The sequence below is a fragment of the Ruegeria sp. AO1 genome (genome assembly GCF_056535985.1).
This window is the reverse complement of sequence record NZ_JBQFJC010000001.1, coordinates 2,373,169-2,391,044: the sequence shown is the minus strand read 5'-3', so window position 1 is coordinate 2,391,044 and position 17,876 is coordinate 2,373,169. Positions and strand designations below refer to the sequence as shown.

Annotated in this window: 18 protein-coding genes; 9 read left to right on the top strand and 9 right to left on the bottom strand. The window is 59.1% G+C overall.

What is annotated here, in order from left to right; genetic code table 11:
• Positions 1 to 2: 2 nt before the first annotated feature.
• The gene (locus tag ACR3FB_RS11820; protein WP_480563627.1) at positions 3 to 482 is read right to left on the bottom strand and encodes a twin-arginine translocation pathway signal; all 480 of its coding nucleotides are present in this window, start codon (positions 480 to 482) and stop codon (positions 3 to 5) included.
• 283 nt (positions 483 to 765) lie between these two features.
• On the opposite strand from ACR3FB_RS11820, the gene ACR3FB_RS11815 reads away from it, so the two are divergent.
• The gene (locus ACR3FB_RS11815) at positions 766 to 1,728 is read left to right on the top strand and encodes a pirin family protein (protein WP_480563629.1); all 963 of its coding nucleotides are present in this window, start codon (positions 766 to 768) and stop codon (positions 1,726 to 1,728) included.
• 74 nt (positions 1,729 to 1,802) lie between these two features.
• Positions 1,803 to 2,777, top strand: a complete 975-nt coding sequence (locus tag ACR3FB_RS11810) for a 2-dehydropantoate 2-reductase (RefSeq protein WP_480563631.1) — start codon at positions 1,803 to 1,805, stop codon at positions 2,775 to 2,777.
• A 62-nt stretch (positions 2,778 to 2,839) separates the two neighbouring features.
• On the opposite strand, the gene ACR3FB_RS11805 is transcribed toward ACR3FB_RS11810, so the two are convergent.
• From ACR3FB_RS11805 to hrpB, 3 genes are all read right to left on the bottom strand, one after another.
• Positions 2,840 to 4,318, bottom strand: coding sequence for an inorganic phosphate transporter (locus ACR3FB_RS11805; protein ID WP_480563634.1), 1,479 nt, complete (start codon positions 4,316 to 4,318; stop codon positions 2,840 to 2,842).
• A gap of 81 nt (positions 4,319 to 4,399) precedes the next feature.
• Positions 4,400 to 4,858 carry an NUDIX hydrolase gene (locus ACR3FB_RS11800; RefSeq protein WP_480563636.1) on the bottom strand — a complete coding sequence of 153 codons (459 nt, stop codon included), beginning with the start codon at positions 4,856 to 4,858 and terminating at the stop codon, positions 4,400 to 4,402.
• Between the two features lie 163 nt (positions 4,859 to 5,021).
• Positions 5,022 to 7,472 (bottom strand): ATP-dependent helicase HrpB, encoded by a 2,451-nt coding sequence (hrpB, locus tag ACR3FB_RS11795; RefSeq protein ID WP_480563638.1) that lies wholly within the window; start codon positions 7,470 to 7,472, stop codon positions 5,022 to 5,024.
• A gap of 120 nt (positions 7,473 to 7,592) precedes the next feature.
• On the opposite strand from hrpB, the gene meaB reads away from it, so the two are divergent.
• The 4 genes from meaB to ACR3FB_RS11775 all read left to right on the top strand — a co-directional run bounded on the left by meaB (position 7,593) and on the right by ACR3FB_RS11775 (position 10,348).
• Positions 7,593 to 8,564, top strand: coding sequence for a methylmalonyl Co-A mutase-associated GTPase MeaB (gene meaB / locus ACR3FB_RS11790; RefSeq protein ID WP_170489656.1), 972 nt, complete (start codon positions 7,593 to 7,595; stop codon positions 8,562 to 8,564).
• 221 nt (positions 8,565 to 8,785) lie between these two features.
• A complete protein-coding gene (gene rpmB, locus ACR3FB_RS11785; RefSeq protein WP_085794823.1) occupies positions 8,786 to 9,073 on the top strand; it encodes a 50S ribosomal protein L28 in 288 nt (95 codons plus the stop codon).
• A gap of 408 nt (positions 9,074 to 9,481) precedes the next feature.
• Complete coding sequence (locus ACR3FB_RS11780) at positions 9,482 to 9,820, top strand: hypothetical protein (protein ID WP_480563641.1); 339 nt, start codon at positions 9,482 to 9,484, stop codon at positions 9,818 to 9,820.
• A 45-nt stretch (positions 9,821 to 9,865) separates the two neighbouring features.
• On the top strand, positions 9,866 to 10,348 hold the full coding sequence (locus ACR3FB_RS11775; protein ID WP_480563643.1) for a copper chaperone PCu(A)C: 483 nt from the start codon (positions 9,866 to 9,868) through the stop codon (positions 10,346 to 10,348).
• 97 nt (positions 10,349 to 10,445) lie between these two features.
• Here the strand turns inward: ACR3FB_RS11775 and ACR3FB_RS11770 are convergent, their stop codons facing one another.
• A complete protein-coding gene (locus tag ACR3FB_RS11770; RefSeq protein WP_480563645.1) occupies positions 10,446 to 11,054 on the bottom strand; it encodes an HdeD family acid-resistance protein in 609 nt (202 codons plus the stop codon).
• A gap of 62 nt (positions 11,055 to 11,116) precedes the next feature.
• On the bottom strand, positions 11,117 to 11,809 hold the full coding sequence (locus tag ACR3FB_RS11765; protein WP_480564976.1) for an NAD-dependent deacylase: 693 nt from the start codon (positions 11,807 to 11,809) through the stop codon (positions 11,117 to 11,119).
• Positions 11,810 to 11,837: 28 nt separating this feature from the next.
• Between ACR3FB_RS11765 and ACR3FB_RS11760 the strand changes: the two genes are divergently transcribed.
• Positions 11,838 to 12,281, top strand: a complete 444-nt coding sequence (locus ACR3FB_RS11760; RefSeq protein ID WP_480563647.1) for a low molecular weight protein-tyrosine-phosphatase — start codon at positions 11,838 to 11,840, stop codon at positions 12,279 to 12,281.
• Here the strand turns inward: ACR3FB_RS11760 and ACR3FB_RS11755 are convergent.
• The 3 genes from ACR3FB_RS11755 to ACR3FB_RS11745 form a co-directional block, all read right to left on the bottom strand.
• Positions 12,278 to 13,231, bottom strand: coding sequence for a LysR family transcriptional regulator (locus ACR3FB_RS11755; RefSeq protein ID WP_480563650.1), 954 nt, complete (start codon positions 13,229 to 13,231; stop codon positions 12,278 to 12,280). The two genes, ACR3FB_RS11760 and ACR3FB_RS11755, sit on opposite strands and share 4 nt — an antisense overlap.
• 66 nt (positions 13,232 to 13,297) lie before the next feature.
• Positions 13,298 to 13,606 carry a hypothetical protein gene (locus ACR3FB_RS11750; RefSeq protein ID WP_480563652.1) on the bottom strand — a complete coding sequence of 103 codons (309 nt, stop codon included), beginning with the start codon at positions 13,604 to 13,606 and terminating at the stop codon, positions 13,298 to 13,300.
• Between the two features lie 2 nt (positions 13,607 to 13,608).
• Positions 13,609 to 14,709, bottom strand: a complete 1,101-nt coding sequence (locus tag ACR3FB_RS11745; RefSeq protein ID WP_480563655.1) for a Hint domain-containing protein — start codon at positions 14,707 to 14,709, stop codon at positions 13,609 to 13,611.
• Positions 14,710 to 14,871: 162 nt separating this feature from the next.
• On the opposite strand from ACR3FB_RS11745, the gene lepA reads away from it, so the two are divergent.
• On the top strand, positions 14,872 to 16,671 hold the full coding sequence (lepA, locus tag ACR3FB_RS11740) for a translation elongation factor 4 (protein ID WP_170397199.1): 1,800 nt from the start codon (positions 14,872 to 14,874) through the stop codon (positions 16,669 to 16,671).
• A 69-nt stretch (positions 16,672 to 16,740) separates the two neighbouring features.
• The gene (locus ACR3FB_RS11735) at positions 16,741 to 17,784 is read left to right on the top strand and encodes a hypothetical protein (RefSeq protein WP_480563657.1); all 1,044 of its coding nucleotides are present in this window, start codon (positions 16,741 to 16,743) and stop codon (positions 17,782 to 17,784) included.
• The last annotated feature ends 92 nt before the right edge of the window (positions 17,785 to 17,876 follow it).

Sequence of the window (17,876 nt, the reverse complement as noted above, 5' to 3'; positions counted from 1 at the left end):
GCTCAGGCAGGTTGCAGCACGAAATGTGCGGCAAGCGTTTTGTCTTTCGCGCTGGACATCACAGGCCGCAAGAACACCGTCTGAAACTCACCGCTGTCATAGGCCAAATGGCCATGCGGTTGCCCGAAGGCAGGCACGATCTGCGGCATCTCCAGCCGAAACTCGCCATTGGCGTCGGTCAAGGTCGCTCCGTGACTGTGAGGATCGCGCTCGTGCCCTTCGGTCGTGTGCGCCCAGATCTGGATGCGTTGACCGGGCAGGGGCGCTCCGTCCCCGGCGCGCCGCACGGTGCCTGTCATCCAGAACCCTCCGCCACCGATCCTGTCGACGATCGGCGCGCCGGGGCGATAGTTGTTGGACCCACCGCGCATCGAAGGGGTCGCAGCGAGCCCGCTGGCATGCGCTCCCCCGGATAAACCCGTAGCGAGGGTGCCAATGCCGGCAACTAGAAGAGACCGGCGGGTTATCTGAAGGCGCGTCATGGAAACTCTCCTGTCATGTGGCCCACATTCTAGCCCGACCTGACTGGCCGGGTTCGCCTATCCCAAAATATAGCACGCTTGATTGGAAAACCGAGCGCGCGCCGTCCAAGCGTGGACGATTTAATGTTCACGGCTATGTGAGGGCGCATGGTCCACCGAGCTTCAACGAACCAGACGCCGCACCAAGTATGTGCATGGTTGCGCGATACATGTCGTGAAATCTGCGCTACAGTGCATTCAGGAACGTTAGAAAGTTAGCCCGTCCGACCAAAGGAGATCAGGCATGAGCTGGAACCCGACTCACACCCCCGACTGCGTCACGGAAAACCCGGCGCTTGAGACGTTGATCATCCCGCGTGCCCGCGATCTGGGCGGGTTCGAAGTGCGCCGGGCGCTGCCATCGGTCGAACGCCAACTGGTCGGGCCGTTCATCTTCTTCGATCAGATGGGTCCAGCCGAGTTCATCACCGAAGGCGGCATCGACGTCCGCCCGCATCCTCATATCGGGCTGGGGACGGTGACCTATCTGTATCAGGGCGAGTTCGAACATCGGGATAGTCTGGGCACCCACCAAATGATCTATCCCGGTGAGGTCAACTGGATGGTCGCCGGTCGCGGCGTGACCCACTCTGAACGCACAAGTGCCGAGACGCGCGCCCGCGAAAACAAGCTATTCGGGATCCAGACCTGGATCGCCTTGCCTGAAGCGCATGAGGATATGGCACCGGATTTTGAGCATCACAAACAAGGCGCGCTGCCCCATATCCAGGACAAAGGCGTCAGCGCCCGCCTGATCCTCGGCTCGGCCTATGGTGAGACAAGCCCGGTTACTATGCTGTCCGAGACCTTCTATCTGGATGTCCAACTGGACTCTGGTGCCTCGTTCCCGCTGCCGGACGATCATGAGGATCGGGGCGTCTATGTCACCGAAGGCTCGGTCGAGATTGCGGGCGACAAATTCGAGGCAGGGCGCATGATGGTTTTCCGTCCGGGCGACAAGCTCTCGGTCACGGCCGGGCCGATGGGCGCGCGGCTTATGTTGCTCGGCGGCGCGACCCTCAACGAAGAGCGCTATATCTGGTGGAATTTCGTATCCTCGTCGAAGGAAAAGATCGAACACGCAACACGCGAATGGAAGAACGCGGACTGGGCGAACGGAGCTTTCCACCTACCCCCCGGCGATGATAAAGAGTTCATTCCAATCTCGCCGGAACTGGAGAGCACCAAACCCAGACTGGCCCGCTGAACGCCACGTTACCCCGCTCTGGGCTTGCCCCGACACGCCAACCCGGTGATCCTTCCCGCAACGGAGGGATCGCCATGAATATCGTCATTGCAGGAGCGGGCAGTATCGGTTGCTATTGCGGCGCGTTGCTGGCTGATGCCGGGCATACGGTCACTCTGCTCGGCCGCACCCGCGTCTTGGACCCGATCCGAGAGCAGGGGCTGACGGTCACCGATTTCTCGGGTCTTAACCGCACGGTTCCGGCGACGTTGCTTAAGCTCAGCACAGATCCCACCTGTCTGGCCAAAGCCGATCTGATCATCGTCACAGTGAAATCCGGCGCGACTGAGGACATGGCGGCGCTGATTGCTTCGCATGCGCCGCAGTCGACCCCGGTCCTTTCCTGGCAAAACGGGATGGAGAACGCCCGAACCCTGCGCGCCGCATTGCCTAAACACGATGTTCGCGCGGGGATGGTGCCTTTCAACGTGGTTCCAAACCGACCGGCCACCTATCACCGCGCCACGTCCGGGCATATCGTCATCCAAGCGGGCCCCGGGTCCGTGGCAGAACACCTGACCAGCGCCCGGCTTCCAATCACCGAGAGCGACCAGATCGAGGCCGTTCAATGGGGCAAGCTTGTCATCAACCTCAACAACGCGCTGAACGCGTTATCGGGTCTCACGCTGGTCGATCAACTGACGGACCGCGATTGGCGTCGCCTAATGGCAGATCAGATGGCCGAGGCGCTTTCGATTCTGAAAGCTGCCGGTCACCCTGTCGCCTCGACCACGCCGCTGCCTGCATGGATGACGCCGCATATCCTGCGCCTGCCAACACCTCTGTTCAAACGCATCGCCGCAAAAATGCTGACCATCGACCCCAGCGCACGAACCTCGATGGCCTATGATCTCAGCGCTGGCCGCTCTACGGAAATCGACAGCCTGCAAGGCGAGATCATCTGCCTAGGCGAGTCCCTAAACAGACCAACCCCAATTAACAGCCGGGTTGCCGAATTGATCCGCGCAACCCCAACAGAACCCATGCGACCTGCCCAGATCAGACCCTGATCCGCTCTTCATCTGGCTAAATATACCTCGGAGCGCGAGGCAGAGCCTCGCAAATCCCCAGCTTATCCAAATGCAGTCAGCATCCAGAAAATCACAGCGGACAACACAGCCGCTGCCGGAACGGTCACCACCCAAGCGGCCACGATCGTCATGAAATGCGACCGACGAACCAGCTTGCGCCGCTGATGCTCTTCCCGCGCCAGTCGCTGCTCGGGAGGGCGTTGGCGGTTAGATTGCGCCCAGCGTCGATCAGAATGCCATTCACGGTAGAAACCCACGCCAAAAACGGCGCCCACGGTAATGTGGGTCGAACTGACCGGTAGTCCCAACCAACTGGCCAGGATCACGGTGATGGCCGCAGACAGCGCGACGCAAAAGGCGCGCATCGGGTTCAGCTTGGTGATCTGACTGCCCACCATTCGGATCAGTTTCGGCCCGAACAGGAACAGACCGAACGAAATCCCAAAGGCTCCGATCACCATGACCCATGTGGGAATAGTGACTTTGGCGGCAAAATCTCCGAACTCGGCTGCGTGCACGATAGCGGCGAGCGGTCCGACCGCATTCGCCACGTCATTGGCCCCATGCGCAAAGCTGAGGAAGGTCGCAGAAATCACCAGAGGCAGCCCGAAAAGGGTTTTCAACGACCGCGTGCGGTTCTCTAGCCCTTGTGAGCGGCGGCGCACCCAAGGCACCGTCACGGCCCATGCCAGCAGACCAGCACCCAGACCGATGAGAACAGCTGTGTTCAGATCAATCGCAACGATTTTCTTCAGCCCCTTCACCGCCAGATAGGTGGCGAACGCACCGGCCATCAGCCCCACGAGGATGGGCACCCAGCGCTGCGCGGCTGCAATCTTGTCGTCCTGATACTGGATTTTGGCCTTGATAAGCGCCAGAAACACAGCTGCAATCACGCCTCCCAGAACCGGCGAGATCACCCAGCTGGCCGCGATCGCCCCCATGGTGCCCCAACTGACCGCACTCAGCCCTGCCGCGGCAACGCCAGCACCCATGACTCCGCCCACGACGGAATGCGTGGTCGAAACAGGCGCGCCCAGCCAGGTCGCAAGGTTGACCCACATGGCCGAGGAGATCAGCGCCGCCATCATCGCCCAGATGAACACATTGCTGTTCTGGACCGAGGCCGGATCAATGATCCCCTTGGAGATGGTTGAGACCACATCTCCACCCGCCAGCAACGCGCCTGCGCTTTCGGCAATGGCCGCGATGGCAATCGCGCCGCCCATGGTCAGGGCATTTGCACCCACGGCCGGGCCCATGTTGTTGGCCACGTCATTGGCGCCGATATTGATTGCCATATAGGCCCCGAACGCAGCCGCTGCGACGACGATCACGCCACCATCCGCCTGCCCAAACAGAACCGCCGCCGTCAACCCGGCCAGTGCCATGAAGGCCAGCGCGATGCCCGGCGCCAGCAAGGGGCGGGCGACATGTGCATTTGCCGTCTCGACCCGAGAGATCCGATGCAGGTCGCTATCCAGCGCCTTCCAGCGCGGTTTGGAGTTCGTGCTCGACATGGGTGTGATAAGGTCCAAAAAGATTGACGCCGGTCCCTACAGGTTTCACGACCTGAGGGCAACCATGACGCCACTTGACCTTTAGAGATGCCTGAGCAGGGCCTTGAGTTCAGGCTCATCCACACGTTCAGCTGCTATCTTCGGTGTTACCCAGCTCCGCTGCCGCTGATCAACTTCGGGGTAGTCATCCAGCAGTTTCGTCACGCGCAGATGGTAGACGCTGGTCAACACTGCCTCGACCGAGCCGTCTTTGAGAACCTTGTCATAGGTGAAGTGACCCACCGGCTCTTTTTTGGCTTTGGCCTCGCGAACGCCAGCCTCTTCCCAAGCTTCTTGCAGGGCAGTTCCGGCGCCGTCCAGTCCGTCGATCGGCCAGCCTTTGGGAATGATCCAGCGCCCGGTATCGCGGCTGGTCACCAAAAGAACCTCGTGGCCGGATTTGGTCTGACGCGTACAAAGGGCGGCCACCTGCACGCGCTTGGGTCGCTGTATCATAGGTCGTCCGACCTCATCCCAGATTCTCTGCAACTGCGCTTTCATTCTTCTGCCGCTCGGAAAACATCTTACCTCAATGCATGTTCAGATAGTCGTCGGAATTGATGAATGCAACGTAACCTCGGAAAAACGGCTTTTCTTGGGGGTTTGGCGGCAATTTTGTCGCAATTTGGGGGGAATTCGGCAAAATTCGGTGCTTGGTGATGCCTCAGCCGGGCCTTCGTTTGGCCCGCAATGTCGGATCGGCCTGCGTTGGATCTTCGGGCCAAGGGTGTTTGGGGTATTGCGCGCGCATGTCCTTGCGTACATCCGCGTAAGAGCCAGCCCAGAACCCCGGCAGGTCGCGGGTGATCTGGATCGGGCGTTGTGCGGGAGACAGCAGGGTGATCTTCAGCGGTGTGCCTCCGACCACCGGATGGCGCGTGACACCGAATAGCTCTTGCAGACGCACCGAGATTTCGGGCGCGTCGCCGCCATAGTCGATGGGAACCTTGCGGCCCAGTGGGGTAACGAAGGATCCCGGAGCACAGCGGTCCAGCTCTTGCGTCTGCGCCCAGTCCAGACGGGCCCGCAGTGCGGGCAGCAGGTCAAAGCGCTTCCAGTCCTCTGCGCTGCGCACGCCCGAGAGCATGGGAAGCAGCCAATCTTCCACCGTGTCGATCAGCCCTTGGCCCGAGAAGTCGGGCAGGTCGACCCCATCGGCGCGCACCAGTTCGACCCGTGCGGCCAGCCGGGCGGCTGCGCCCTCCAACCGCAGCCCCAGATCGCGAACCCCATCCAACATGGCACGGGCGATCGCGTCTTCGGGGACGTCTTTCCAGATCCGGTCCTCTAACGTGATTGCGCCGAGGCGTTCTTGTCGCCGTGCTATGACCCGTCGGTCGCGTTTTGACCAGACGCAGCTGGTCTCCCATCCGATCTGATCTGCAAACAGGTCTCGGATTTCGCCGTCGCTGATTCGTACAGCCATGCGCGCCTTTGCCTCGCGCGGATTGCCGTCCGTATCTATGACCACCAAATAGGGCGCGCCAGCCAGCGTATCGCCATTGTCCAGAACAACGCCCTTGCCGCCGGACAGCACATAGCGCGGTGCCTCGCCCTTGCGCCTTTGGCCAATGCGGTCTGGGTAGGCCAGTGCCGCCATTGACGCGGGGCTAAGGTTTTCAGCCTCGGATCCGGCCTGTGCCCGCAGCCGTTTGGCCTCGGTCTTGACCCGGTCCAACAAGCCCATATTGACCTGCCAGACGCGATTGCGCTGAAACGCACGGGCGTCGCGCAGTGCCTCAAGCCGCAAGGACAGGTCAACCGGAGCGCCCTTCAGCGGATCACGTTCCGCCATCAGCGCGGCCAGAGGGGCTGCCTGCGCCCCCGCCGTAACCAGCATATGACCCAAGCGGGGATGTAGGGGCAGGGCAGCCAGCGCGCGTCCATGATCCGTGATCCGCCCCTTGCCATCCAGAGCGCCCAATAGGGTCAGCAGCGCCTGCGCCTCGGCCAGAGCGCCCTCGGGCGGAGCCGTCAGAAATGCCAGATCGCTGGCCTCAGCGCCCCATAGCGCCAGCTCCAGCGCAAGCCCGGTTAGGTCGGCGGCCTCGATCTCGGCAGGCGGGTAGGCGGCCAATGCCCCCTCTTCGCCTTTCGACCACAGCCGATAGCACAGCCCGTCTGAAACCCGGCCCGCCCGGCCTGCGCGCTGGGTTGCCTCGGCCCGCGTCACCCGTTCCGTCACCAGCCGCGACATGCCCGAGCCGGGATCGAACCGCGCCCGCCGTGCCTGTCCCATATCAACTACGACGCGTATATCGGGGATCGTCAGCGAGGTTTCGGCAATCGAGGTTGCCAGCACCACCTTCCGTCCGCTCTCAACCGGCGCAATGGCCGCGCGCTGGGCGGCAAAGGGCATGGCCCCAAAGAGAGGGCGCACAACGCAATCCTGTGGCAGTCGCCCGGACAGTGCGCTTTCTGCGCGGCGGATCTCACCCTCGCCCGGGAGGAACACGAGGATACCGCCACCGATGGCGCGGCTGTCCCGCTCGGCCTTTACGACGAGATCAATCAATGCATCCAACCGCCGGGCCTGCGCACCCAGTGGTTTCTCCAACCATGGCGTTTCAACCGGATAGCTGCGGCCTTCCGAGGTCACCAGCGGCGCCTCCATCAACCTCCCAACAGGGTCTGCATCCAGCGTTGCCGACATGGCCAGAAGGATCAGATCATCGCGCAGGGCTCCGATTACCTCAAGACACAGGGCCAGCCCCAGATCGGCGTTTAGAGAGCGTTCGTGGAACTCATCGAAAATCACCGCACCGACCCCGGGCAGGTCCGGCTCAGATTGCAGCATGCGGGTCAGGATGCCTTCGGTGACCACCTCGATCCGGGTGGATTTCGACACTTTGGCATCGCCCCGGACGCGGTATCCGACCGTTTGCCCGGCGCGTTCACCCAGCGTCTCGGCCATCCGTTCGGCTGCGGCGTGGGCAGCCAGCCGCCGGGGCTCCAACATCACAATCCGACCGGCGCATAATCCGGCCTCTAGCATGGCCAAGGGCACGCGCGTCGTCTTGCCCGCACCCGGCGGAGCCTGCAACACGGCACGGCCATGGGTTCTCAGGGCCTCCAGCAAGTCCGGAAGGGCGTCATCTATCGGCAAACGGCTCATGCGGCCTTATCGCCAAAGCGGGACCCGACGTCCAGAAGCAGCGCAGTTAATCCCGCTGGGCCTCTGGACAAACCACGCGTCGCACATTCATCTAGGGCGGATTCTAAAGGGACCGGACGGATGGACATAGCTGACTTGGGCGACAGGATATTGCAGGGTGAGCGTCGGGCCTTGGCGCGTGCGATTACCTTGGTCGAAAGCCAGCGCGAAGATCACCGGGCGCAAGCGACTGAGTTGCTTTCCCATTTAGCGCAGTCCGGGCGGCAATCCCTGCGGATCGGCCTGTCAGGAACGCCGGGTGTCGGCAAGTCTACATTTATCGAAAGCTTTGGTATGATGCTGATCGGGCAGGGGCTGCGCGTTGCGGTTCTGGCTGTTGATCCAAGTTCGGCCCGCTCGGGTGGGTCCATTCTGGGTGACAAAACCCGGATGGAGCGTTTGAGCCGCGAGAAAAACGCCTTTATCCGGCCATCTCCCAGCCAGAGCCACCTTGGCGGCGTAGCCCGCCGCACCCGCGAGGCCATCGCCCTGTGCGAGGCAGCGGGCTACGACGTCGTCCTGATCGAAACCGTGGGCGTCGGTCAGTCCGAAACCGTGGTTTCGGAGTTGTCGGACCTGTTCCTGCTGCTGCTGGCCCCGGCAGGTGGGGATGAGTTGCAAGGCGTGAAGCGCGGTATCATGGAGATGGCCGACATCATCCTGATCAACAAGGCCGACGGAGACCTGAAAGCGACCGCAACCCGCACTTGCGCCGACTACGCCGGTGCCCTGCGCCTGTTGCGCAAGCGGCCTCAGGACCCCGAAGGTTTCCCGAAGGCCATGGCTGTCTCAGCGGTTGAGGAACATGGGCTGGACAAAGCATGGGCTGAAATTCAGAGCCTGACCGATTGGCGGCGCGAAGCAGGGCACTGGCAATCCAACCGTGCCGCACAAGCCCGCTATTGGTTCGATCAGGAGGTGCGGCATTCGCTGCTTGCGCGCCTCGAAACAGCCCAAGCGAAGGCGCAGATGGCGCAGCTTGATGCGGAAGTGTCTCAAGGTCGCCTCAGCCCCGCCGCTGCCGCCGAGAAAATGCTGGCGAGTCTGGTCTGATGGTGCTTTCACCTTATCCACAATACGCGCGTCGCAGGTGTGGCTCGGGGGCCCTTTCCCTAGCAAACGGTTTTGGAAAAGAATCCGTCCGCCGTGTCTTGACCCTTCCAGCGATTCCCACTACACGCATCCAACCAGTTTTCGGGCGCGACTTCGGGTTGTGCCCCTTGTGATTTGGCCGCAGGCGTTTTGCCGGGCCTCCAGAAACAAAGGAAGAAACCATGTCGCGCCGTTGCGAACTGACCGGAAAAGGCCCGATGACTGGCAACAATGTCAGCCACGCCAAAAACAGAACTCGTCGTCGTTTTCTGCCGAATCTGAACGACGTTACCCTGCAGTCCGAGACCCTGGGTCGCGGCGTTAAGCTGCGCATCTCGGCAGCTGCCCTGCGCTCGGTCGACCACCGTGGTGGTCTGGACGCGTTCCTGGCGAAAGCCAAGGACGAAGAGCTGTCGGCAAACGCTCTGAAAGTGAAAAAGGAAATCGCCAAGGCACAAGCCGCGGCCTAAGTCCTTACACTTACTAAAATTTCAAAGCCTCGAACCTTAGTGGTTCGGGGCTTTTTGTTTGGAAACGATTGGTGGGAACTGGGAAGATTTAGGAAACAAAGTCCTCTTGAGTGATCTTGTTCACAGACTAGGTCGCCCTATTTTTGACATTATTGGTTCATCAACAACGAGTGTTGTCCAATGTCATTTAAGAGTTTTTATTTCTTTCTTTTGCTGAGTAAGCTGGCAAGTAAGACAATTTCCGCATGTTCCCGGATGCAACGCCGGGTGAACCGGTCCCATACCAGCCTCACAAAGGGAACCGTAAAGCGGCGCGGCCTGGAATACTGAAGCGATTTCGGGCGCGACGGTTTGGCGCTTGAAGCCTGTTTGCTCAGCGGCCTATATCGAGGCCGAATGAAACGTTTCGTGCCTCGAATCCTCCCTGTTGTGATGTGCCTGTTGGTTGTTCTGACAGGGCAGGGGTTGGCCGTTTCGCGCGGAGTTGACCGCGCCGTCGGGCAGATGGTGCTGTGTACGGGCACAGGACCCGTTGTCGTCTATATGGATGCGGATGGGCAGCCGACAGCGCCTCCGCACTATTGTCCTGACTATGCTTTGGCTCTGCTGGGGGCGGTTCATCCGTATCCTCCGGTCGTACCGGATGCTCCGCTGATGGGTGGTGTTCAGCCGCTCAGCCGCGATGAAAGCCTGATCGCGCTGCCGTTGCCACGGAAACCGGCGCGGGCCCCTCCGGTGAAGGTCTGATTCCCTTTCGATACAAATCAGACCAAAAGAAATAGGAGAGGCGCGATGTCCCTCAAATCCACTCTGTTCGCAACACTGGCCGGTTGTGTGTTGGCCGTTCCAGCCTTTGCCGCCGATATCATCGTTGTAGACGACGCATACGCTCGGTCGTCTGGTAAGGCAGCCAAGGCGGGTGCGGCCTTTATGGTGATACAGAACACCAGTGATACCGATGATCGCCTGATCAGCGCGGCTTCGGACGTATCGGCCCGGGTCGAGCTGCACACCCATATGATTGACGATGCGGGCGTGGCCAAGATGGTTCATGTCGAGGAAGGCTTTGTGATTCCAGCGGGTGAGAGCTTTGCGCTCAAGCGCGGGGGCGCCCATGTGATGTTCATGGGTCTGAAGGACCCGTTTGAACAAGGCGAGATGCTGCCGGTTACGCTGGTTTTTGAGAATGCAGGTGAGGTCGTGATTGAGATTCCGGTTGATCTGGAACGTCAGGACAAGCACGGTCATGATAACCACGGGTCGCACTCGAACTAGGTGAACGCCTGTCTTCGGGCCGCGTTGAGGCCGTCATCCATGCGCAAGGTCGGGCACAGAGCCCGGCCTTTTGCGTCCCTAGGCTGGTGTTGGCACTTTAGCGATTGATGGTTTTCATGCCGACCCGGTCGCTCGCGTTGTGCAGACGGGTGGCCAGCCAGAACATCACGGCTGCGATCGCGAGGGCTGAAAAGGCGATGGCCCAACCAAGTGCGATCAATGCAACGGCTGGCCATATCATCAACACCAGCCCGATGATCAATGCTGCGATCCCCGATCCACGCATCGAGCCGCGTTGAGGGTCGCGTTCATTCATTTGTTGTGAAGCTGCGAGTGAGCCGATGCCGATGATCAATGCCCAGGCGCCGAGCAGGAAGAAGGCCAGCTTGACGGTGCCTTCCGGCCAAATAAGCAGGACCAGGCCGATAAGAACAGCGCCGATGGCCGCCCCGCCCAACAGCCCGCGACGACCAACCCCCAACAGGGTCAACCCGCCGTCGATGATCAACAGTGCCCCAACCAGCCGTAGCAACAGCGCGATGCTGCCCGAGGGCCAGAACAGCGCAGCGATACCAACCGCACCCGCCAGCACCCCACGTATCAGGAACGTCCACCACAGGCTTGAGAGTTGCGCGCTCAGTCTGTCACGCTCGGTCATGCTGTCATCGTCCAGGATCTCACCGGATTGGGGGTTTGGGTCGGTCATTTTGTGGCCTCTTGAAAAACCTTGTTGAAATAGAGCGGGATAGTCCCGCTATGTCGTTCGCACTAGGTTTGGATCTGTAGTAAGCGATCAACCCATTTTGGCACAGTTTCGGACGCTTTGCCCAGAAGATGGTCGTCGAAGCCACCGCCTGTCGGCTCCAGATTGATTTCAACTGTCCGCGCCCCAACCGCTTGAGCTTCGTGGACAAAAGCTGCCGCCGGATAGACCTGGCCTGATGTGCCTATCGCAGCGAAGATCGTGGCAAAGGCAAGTTGATCGAAAATCTCCTCCATATGATAGGGCATTTCTCCGAACCAGACCACGTCAGGGCGTGCGGTGGGGGCGTTGCAGGCCGGGCAGGGCTCGCCCACCTCCATCTCAGGCGGTGCTGTCCAGCGGTGGCCACAGGATGCGCAGAGCGCGCCGGATAGTTTCCCGTGCATGTGGATCACATCCTGCGCGCCGCCGGCCTCGTGCAGCCCGTCTACATTCTGCGTGACGATCACAACGTCCCCCGGAAAGTCCCGTTGCAGCTTGGCCAGCGCCTTATGCGCCGCGTTGGGTTCCACCTTGGCGGCCTGCACGCGGCGGGCGTTGTAGAACCCCTGAACCAAGGCGGGGTCGCGGGCGAAACCATCGGGCGTTGCCACATCCTCGATCCGGTGTTGCGCCCATAGGCCGCCCTCATCGCGAAAGGTGCTGAGGCCGCTTTCGGCGGAAATCCCGGCCCCGGTCAGAATGACGATCTTTTCCATATGCCCCTCACGCGCTACAGATTGGCCCATGACACATCGTATCCTCTTTGTTTGCCTGGGCAATATCTGTCGGTCTCCTGCGGCCGAGGGTGCCTTTCGCGCTCGTGCGCCCCATCACGCAACCGACAGCGCCGGGACGGCAGGCTGGCATATCGGCAAGCCGCCTTATGGCCCGATGCAATCCGCGGCAAAAGCGCGGGATATCAAGCTGGACGATCTGCGGGCCCGGCAATTCGTGGTTGAGGATTTCGAGCGGTTCGACCTGATTGTTGGAATGGACGCCGAGAACATCGCGAATATTGAGGCCCTGCGCCCGGTCGGCAATCAGACCCAAGTGCGTCTATTGACTGATTTTGCGCCTCATGCCGGCGCGGATCACGTACCTGACCCGTACTTCACGCGGGATTTCGACGGCGCGCTGGATCTGATCGAAACCGCAGTTGAAGGGCTTGCCTTGCATCTTGAGGGCTAGCTGTCCATCACCTTCAATTGCCCGCTGAGCCAGGGCAGCTTGGCAATGGCTGGATCGATCATCTGGCTTTGCATCAGCCGTCGCATCATGCCCGAAACCTCTTGCGGAACCTGATCGGACCAGTCGGTGCGGGTGAACAGCGATATCGTGCGCGAAAACGCGCCAAGCGGGCAGGGATGGGCCTGCAGGTCCTCGTGGAATCTGGCCGCACGCATGTATCCCAGCGGTGTGGTGATCGCCCAGCCCAAGCCCCGCGCCACCATCGCCATCAGGGCCAGGTGTGAGCCGATCTCGAACCGCTCTTCGAACTCGATCTGTTGTCGGGCGATATGGGCTTCGATCTGACGGCTGATCAGCTGCTCGCGCGCATATCTCAGGAAGGGCAGTTTCTCGACGGCCTCGGTTCCATTGCTGACGCTGCTCGGCGCGACTAAAATGAAGGGGTCCTGCACCAGAGGGTACTCGACAACCCCCTCCAGCACCTCGCCGCTATGGGCCGAAACGGCCATGTGAAGGCGCTGTGCTTCAAGCTCGCTGAACAGGTCAAGGCTGGGTAGGGTGATCAACTTGAATTTCGAGCGCGTCAGGCTGTCGGCCAGAAGGGTCGCAAGCCGCGGCGTCAGATCGTTGTCGAAATCGTCGATCAACCCGATGGACAGAGTGGTGAGATGGCCAAGATCCATCACAGTCAGCTCGCTCTGGGCCATCTGTAGCTCGGAAAGAACCGCCTGCGCGCGGGTCAGAAAACTACGCCCGGCCTGCGTCAGCCGCATCGGCCTGCGCCCGTGGTCCACCAGATCGGTGCCGATGGCCTTTTCCAGATTGCGCAATTGCTGAGAAACCGAGGGCTGGCTGAGCCCGGTGATCTCGGCCGCTTGCGCCACCGATCCTGTCCGGGCCAGCGCCTCAAACACCTCAAGGCCCCGCAGGGTCAGCCCTTTCATCACCATAAGATACACCTTTCGCTGCGCCTTTTCTGAGGCGCAGCGGGCATCAGGTCAAGGTTTTAGAACGGCTTAGCTGCAGATCGCCTGCGCCATCTGGCCAAAGTTCTGATACCGATCCCACAGTGCGTCATCGCGCGCCGTCTGAGACATCTTCAATTGTTGCGCCTGATGGGGGTCCGTGAACCATTTCGAGACGGTCTTCTGATCACTGCGCGTCAACGCTTGATCTGCCACGCGCTGGATACAAGAACACCGCGCCCGCGTCGCTGCCTGACGGTCCGACGCCAAACACGCCCGCTTGATCTGCGATGCGTCCGCAATTGGAGCCACTGTCGTCAGCGACGCCGCACAAAATGCGATTAGGAGGAACTGTTTCATGCTCATGCCTCGTTTTTGCCTGCTTGGAGGGATCTTGCGCCCCTCTCAATCTGCGCGGGAGTATGAATCAAACATGGCTTGGGATCAATACGTAGGACTTCACAAAGCAAGACCGTGGCTTCACGACGTCTTAGTGGCATTCGCGCGATCTGCATCGGCCCGGCCATTAGGGGCGTGATATTCTGAAAAAACAAAGCGTCTGGCTCTGCGTCCCGAGGCGCTTTCGCAACAAACATGCTTTCTGACTCAATCCCGTTGGCTTTTAGGATGCTATGCCGATCAAGCAAGATGTGATGATAGCAGACGGCGCGTGCATTGGCGAAGTGGGCAAAGCCAACATCAACAAGGCTGATTGCAGGAACAAACACTTCCGGCGACCCAAACATTAGCTCAGCCGCAGGATGCGTGATCAGCAGGCGATGTTGCTGTGAAATGCTGAGTGCAATTGGATTTTGCAATGGGCCGGGGGGAATTTCGACAGGTCTAAAACTCCCGCTCGCGATCACATCTTGTGATCCGACCCAAGTGATTGGCAGGTGCCCGTCATCTTTCGTCCAGACCAAGTCGCCCACCTGAAGCTTCTCAATCGGGGTATCACCCTCTGGGGTCTCTATGAGTGTTCCACGGCAATAGCAGATTGGGCTCACATAATCTGAGGATTCAAAGCTCGGACCCTCTTGTGTGCTGACGATGGTCAGTGGGACACCTGACGGAGGAAACTCGCCCGGGCCGCCGATGAAAGCTATCCCTTCAACTGTACCAAAGGCGGGGGAGGAGTTATTCACATTGAAGGCAACAGCCTGGTAGGTATTGGTTCCATCCGTCAGGGTAATTCCATATTCGGCCTCAACCCGCGTACCACTGGAAAACAGGGTCCCATCAATTGTTTGGTCTCCGTCCAAGCGCTGATTGCCATCATTGTCTGCAAAGCTCGTGTCTGAACCTGCGTCCGTGATGAAGACTTCTGTAACAGCTAGAGTGTCGAACGTAATTGTTTCACCAATCAGATGGATGCCGGTACCCTGGGTGAGGCCGTCCAGCCCTTGCGCGACCGAAATCGTTAGCTGGCTTTCGCCTAAAACGAAGATAGAGTAATCGGCCACCTGATAGCTGCTTTCTGGTTCTTATTCGGCTCAGTCGCTTTAAGCATTCTACCCATTGGCTAGAATCCAGTAAATGCTACTGCTCAGAAAGCTGCGAGAATGGCCTTTTTTGCAACGCTTCAGCGCTTGACGAGACCACAAACTCCGGACATATCCCAATTCATGACAGACCTCGCTCATATCCGCAATTTCTCCATCGTCGCGCATATCGACCATGGCAAATCCACCCTTGCTGACCGGCTCATTCAAGAGACCGGAACGGTCAAGGATCGCGACATGAAGGAACAGCTGCTCGACAGCATGGATATCGAGCGGGAACGTGGTATCACCATCAAGGCCAACACGGTCCGCATCGACTATACCGCCGATAATGGCGAGGCATATGTGCTGAACCTGATCGACACCCCCGGCCACGTGGACTTTGCCTATGAGGTAAGCCGGTCCATGCGCGCGGTTGAGGGCTCTCTGCTGGTTGTGGACTCGACCCAAGGGGTTGAAGCGCAGACGCTGGCGAATGTCTATCAGGCCATCGACGCCGATCACGAGATCGTGCCGGTGCTGAACAAGATCGACCTGCCCGCCTCCGACTGTGACCGCGTGGCCGAACAGATCGAGGATGTGATCGGCATCGACGCGACAGACGCCATTCAGGTCAGCGCCAAGACGGGGCAGGGCATCCATGAGACACTGGAAGCCATCGTGCAGCAACTGCCCGCACCGCAGGGCAATCTGGACGCGCCGCTCAAGGCGATGCTGGTGGATTCGTGGTACGACGCCTATCTCGGCGTCATCGTTCTGGTCCGCATCATGGACGGTACGCTGAAAAAGGGGATGCGGGTCAAGTTCATGTCGAACAACACTCTGCACCATGTCGACCGCGTCGGCGTCTTCCGTCCCGAGATGGAGATGGTCGATAGCCTTGGCCCCGGTGAGATCGGCTTCCTGACCGCCTCGATCAAACAGGTCCGCGACACCCGCGTCGGTGACACCATCACCAATGACCGCAACGGCACCGAAGAGGCTCTGACAGGCTTCAAACCCGCGCAACCGGTGGTGTTCTGTGGCCTCTTCCCCGTCGACAGTTCCGAATTCGAAGACCTGCGGGATGCGATCGACAAACTGGCATTGAACGACGCCTCGTTTAGCTTTGAAATGGAAACCTCGGCAGCCCTTGGCTTTGGCTTCCGCTGCGGCTTCCTCGGCCTTTTGCACCTTGAGGTCATCCGCGACCGGATCGAACGCGAATATGATATCGAGCTCATCACCACCGCGCCGTCGGTGATCTATCACGTCTATATGAAAGACGGTGAGATGATCGAGCTACACAACCCCGCTGATATGCCGGACCCCTCCAAGGTCGACCATATCGAGGAGCCGCGCATCAAGGCGACCATTCTGGTGCCCGACGAATACCTCGGCGACGTGTTGAAACTCTGCCAGGACCGCCGCGGCATCCAGCTGGACCTGACCTATGCGGGCACCCGCGCCATGGTCGTCTATGACCTGCCGCTGAACGAGGTCGTCTTTGACTTCTACGACCGCCTGAAATCGGTGACCAAGGGCTATGCCTCGTTCGACTATCAGATGACCGGCTATACTGAGGATAATCTGGTCAAGATGTCGGTGCTGGTGAATGATGAACCGGTTGATGCGCTGTCGACCATGGTTCACCGCGACCGGGCCGAGATGCGGGGCCGGGCGATGTGCGAAAAGCTCAAGGACCTGATCCCGCGCCACATGTTCAAAATCCCGATCCAGGCCGCCATCGGAGGCAAGGTCATCGCCCGCGAGACCCTCTCGGCCCTGCGCAAGGACGTGACCGCCAAATGCTACGGAGGCGACGCCACGCGGAAGCGCAAACTGCTGGACAAGCAGAAGGCGGGTAAGAAAAAGATGCGCCAGTTCGGGAAGGTTGATATACCTCAAGAGGCATTCATCTCTGCGTTGAAGATGGACTCATAGCCTAGTACTGTCCAGAAACTGTTCCGAAGCTCGGTTGCTTCAAAGACTGGAATTCTTGGATGTACCCTGATGAAGCGGACTAAGACGTTTATTGTTGGCGCGGGCGCGAGCGCAGAGTTTGGCCTACCAACAGGAAGCGAGCTTGTTAAAAAGATTGAGCAGGTCTGTAGAGTAGAAGTTGATAGCTTCGATGAGTTGAGATCGGGTGACAAGACATTTTGTCATGGTTTCAGTTACTTGCCGAGGACAAGAGAACAACGTTGGAACAGACAGTTTTTTGCATCCATTGCGAAGAATATTCGTCAAATTATGGGGCTCGCTCCATCGATCGATAATTTCCTTGATACTCATCAGGCGAAAGACGGATGGGTGGAGGTTGGAAAACTGGCCATCGCCAGAACTGTTCTGGAAGCAGAAGCGCGTTCCAAGCTTTGGTTCGATATCGGGAATACATACAATCAACCTTCATTTGCACAACTACCAAACAATTGGCTTTCGGAGTTGTTCAGAATACTGGTCACTCAAAAAGGAGAAAGCGAGTTTTGCGCGGCACTTTCTTCATGTCGGTTTATTACCTTCAATTATGATCGTGTTATCGAACAGTTTTTTCATCAAGCAATTAAGTCTTACTTTGATGTGAGCAATGAAACTGCGAATACCATTTGTGCCAATTCACTCAATATCGTGCATGTCTACGGTAGCTTAGGAAAGGTCAATTGTTCCTTTCCCAATTCATTCGGCAACTGGAAAGACCCTAGATATCTCGCCGAAGCTGCGATGGGTTTGAGGACTTTTACGGAAGGCGCGTCCGAACTAAGTGAAATTGAGCGTGCTAAAAGCTGGTTGGACTCTTCAGATCTAGTCTGTTTTTTGGGTTTTGGGTTTCTTCCGCTCAATCTCCGAGCTTTGGCAACACGAGAGCATGGTCGATATCTGCACAGTGTGCGTTTAGGAACGGTCAAGGGCATCCCACCGTCAAACTTGGAGATCGCCTTAAACGTACTGAGAAAGCAATGGTATGATAAGCGCGATTACGCAATGCCGTTCGAAGACGTTAGTGCCAACGAACTGATTTGGAGGAATTCACTTCTGCTCTCAGAGGAAGACTTGTAAATCGGATTTTGCAAAATCTCTTTTGCTTGCGGCTAAGTAGTATTTTTTTGCCGTCACCTACCCACCCGCCCGGCGGCACCGCCGGGCCGCGC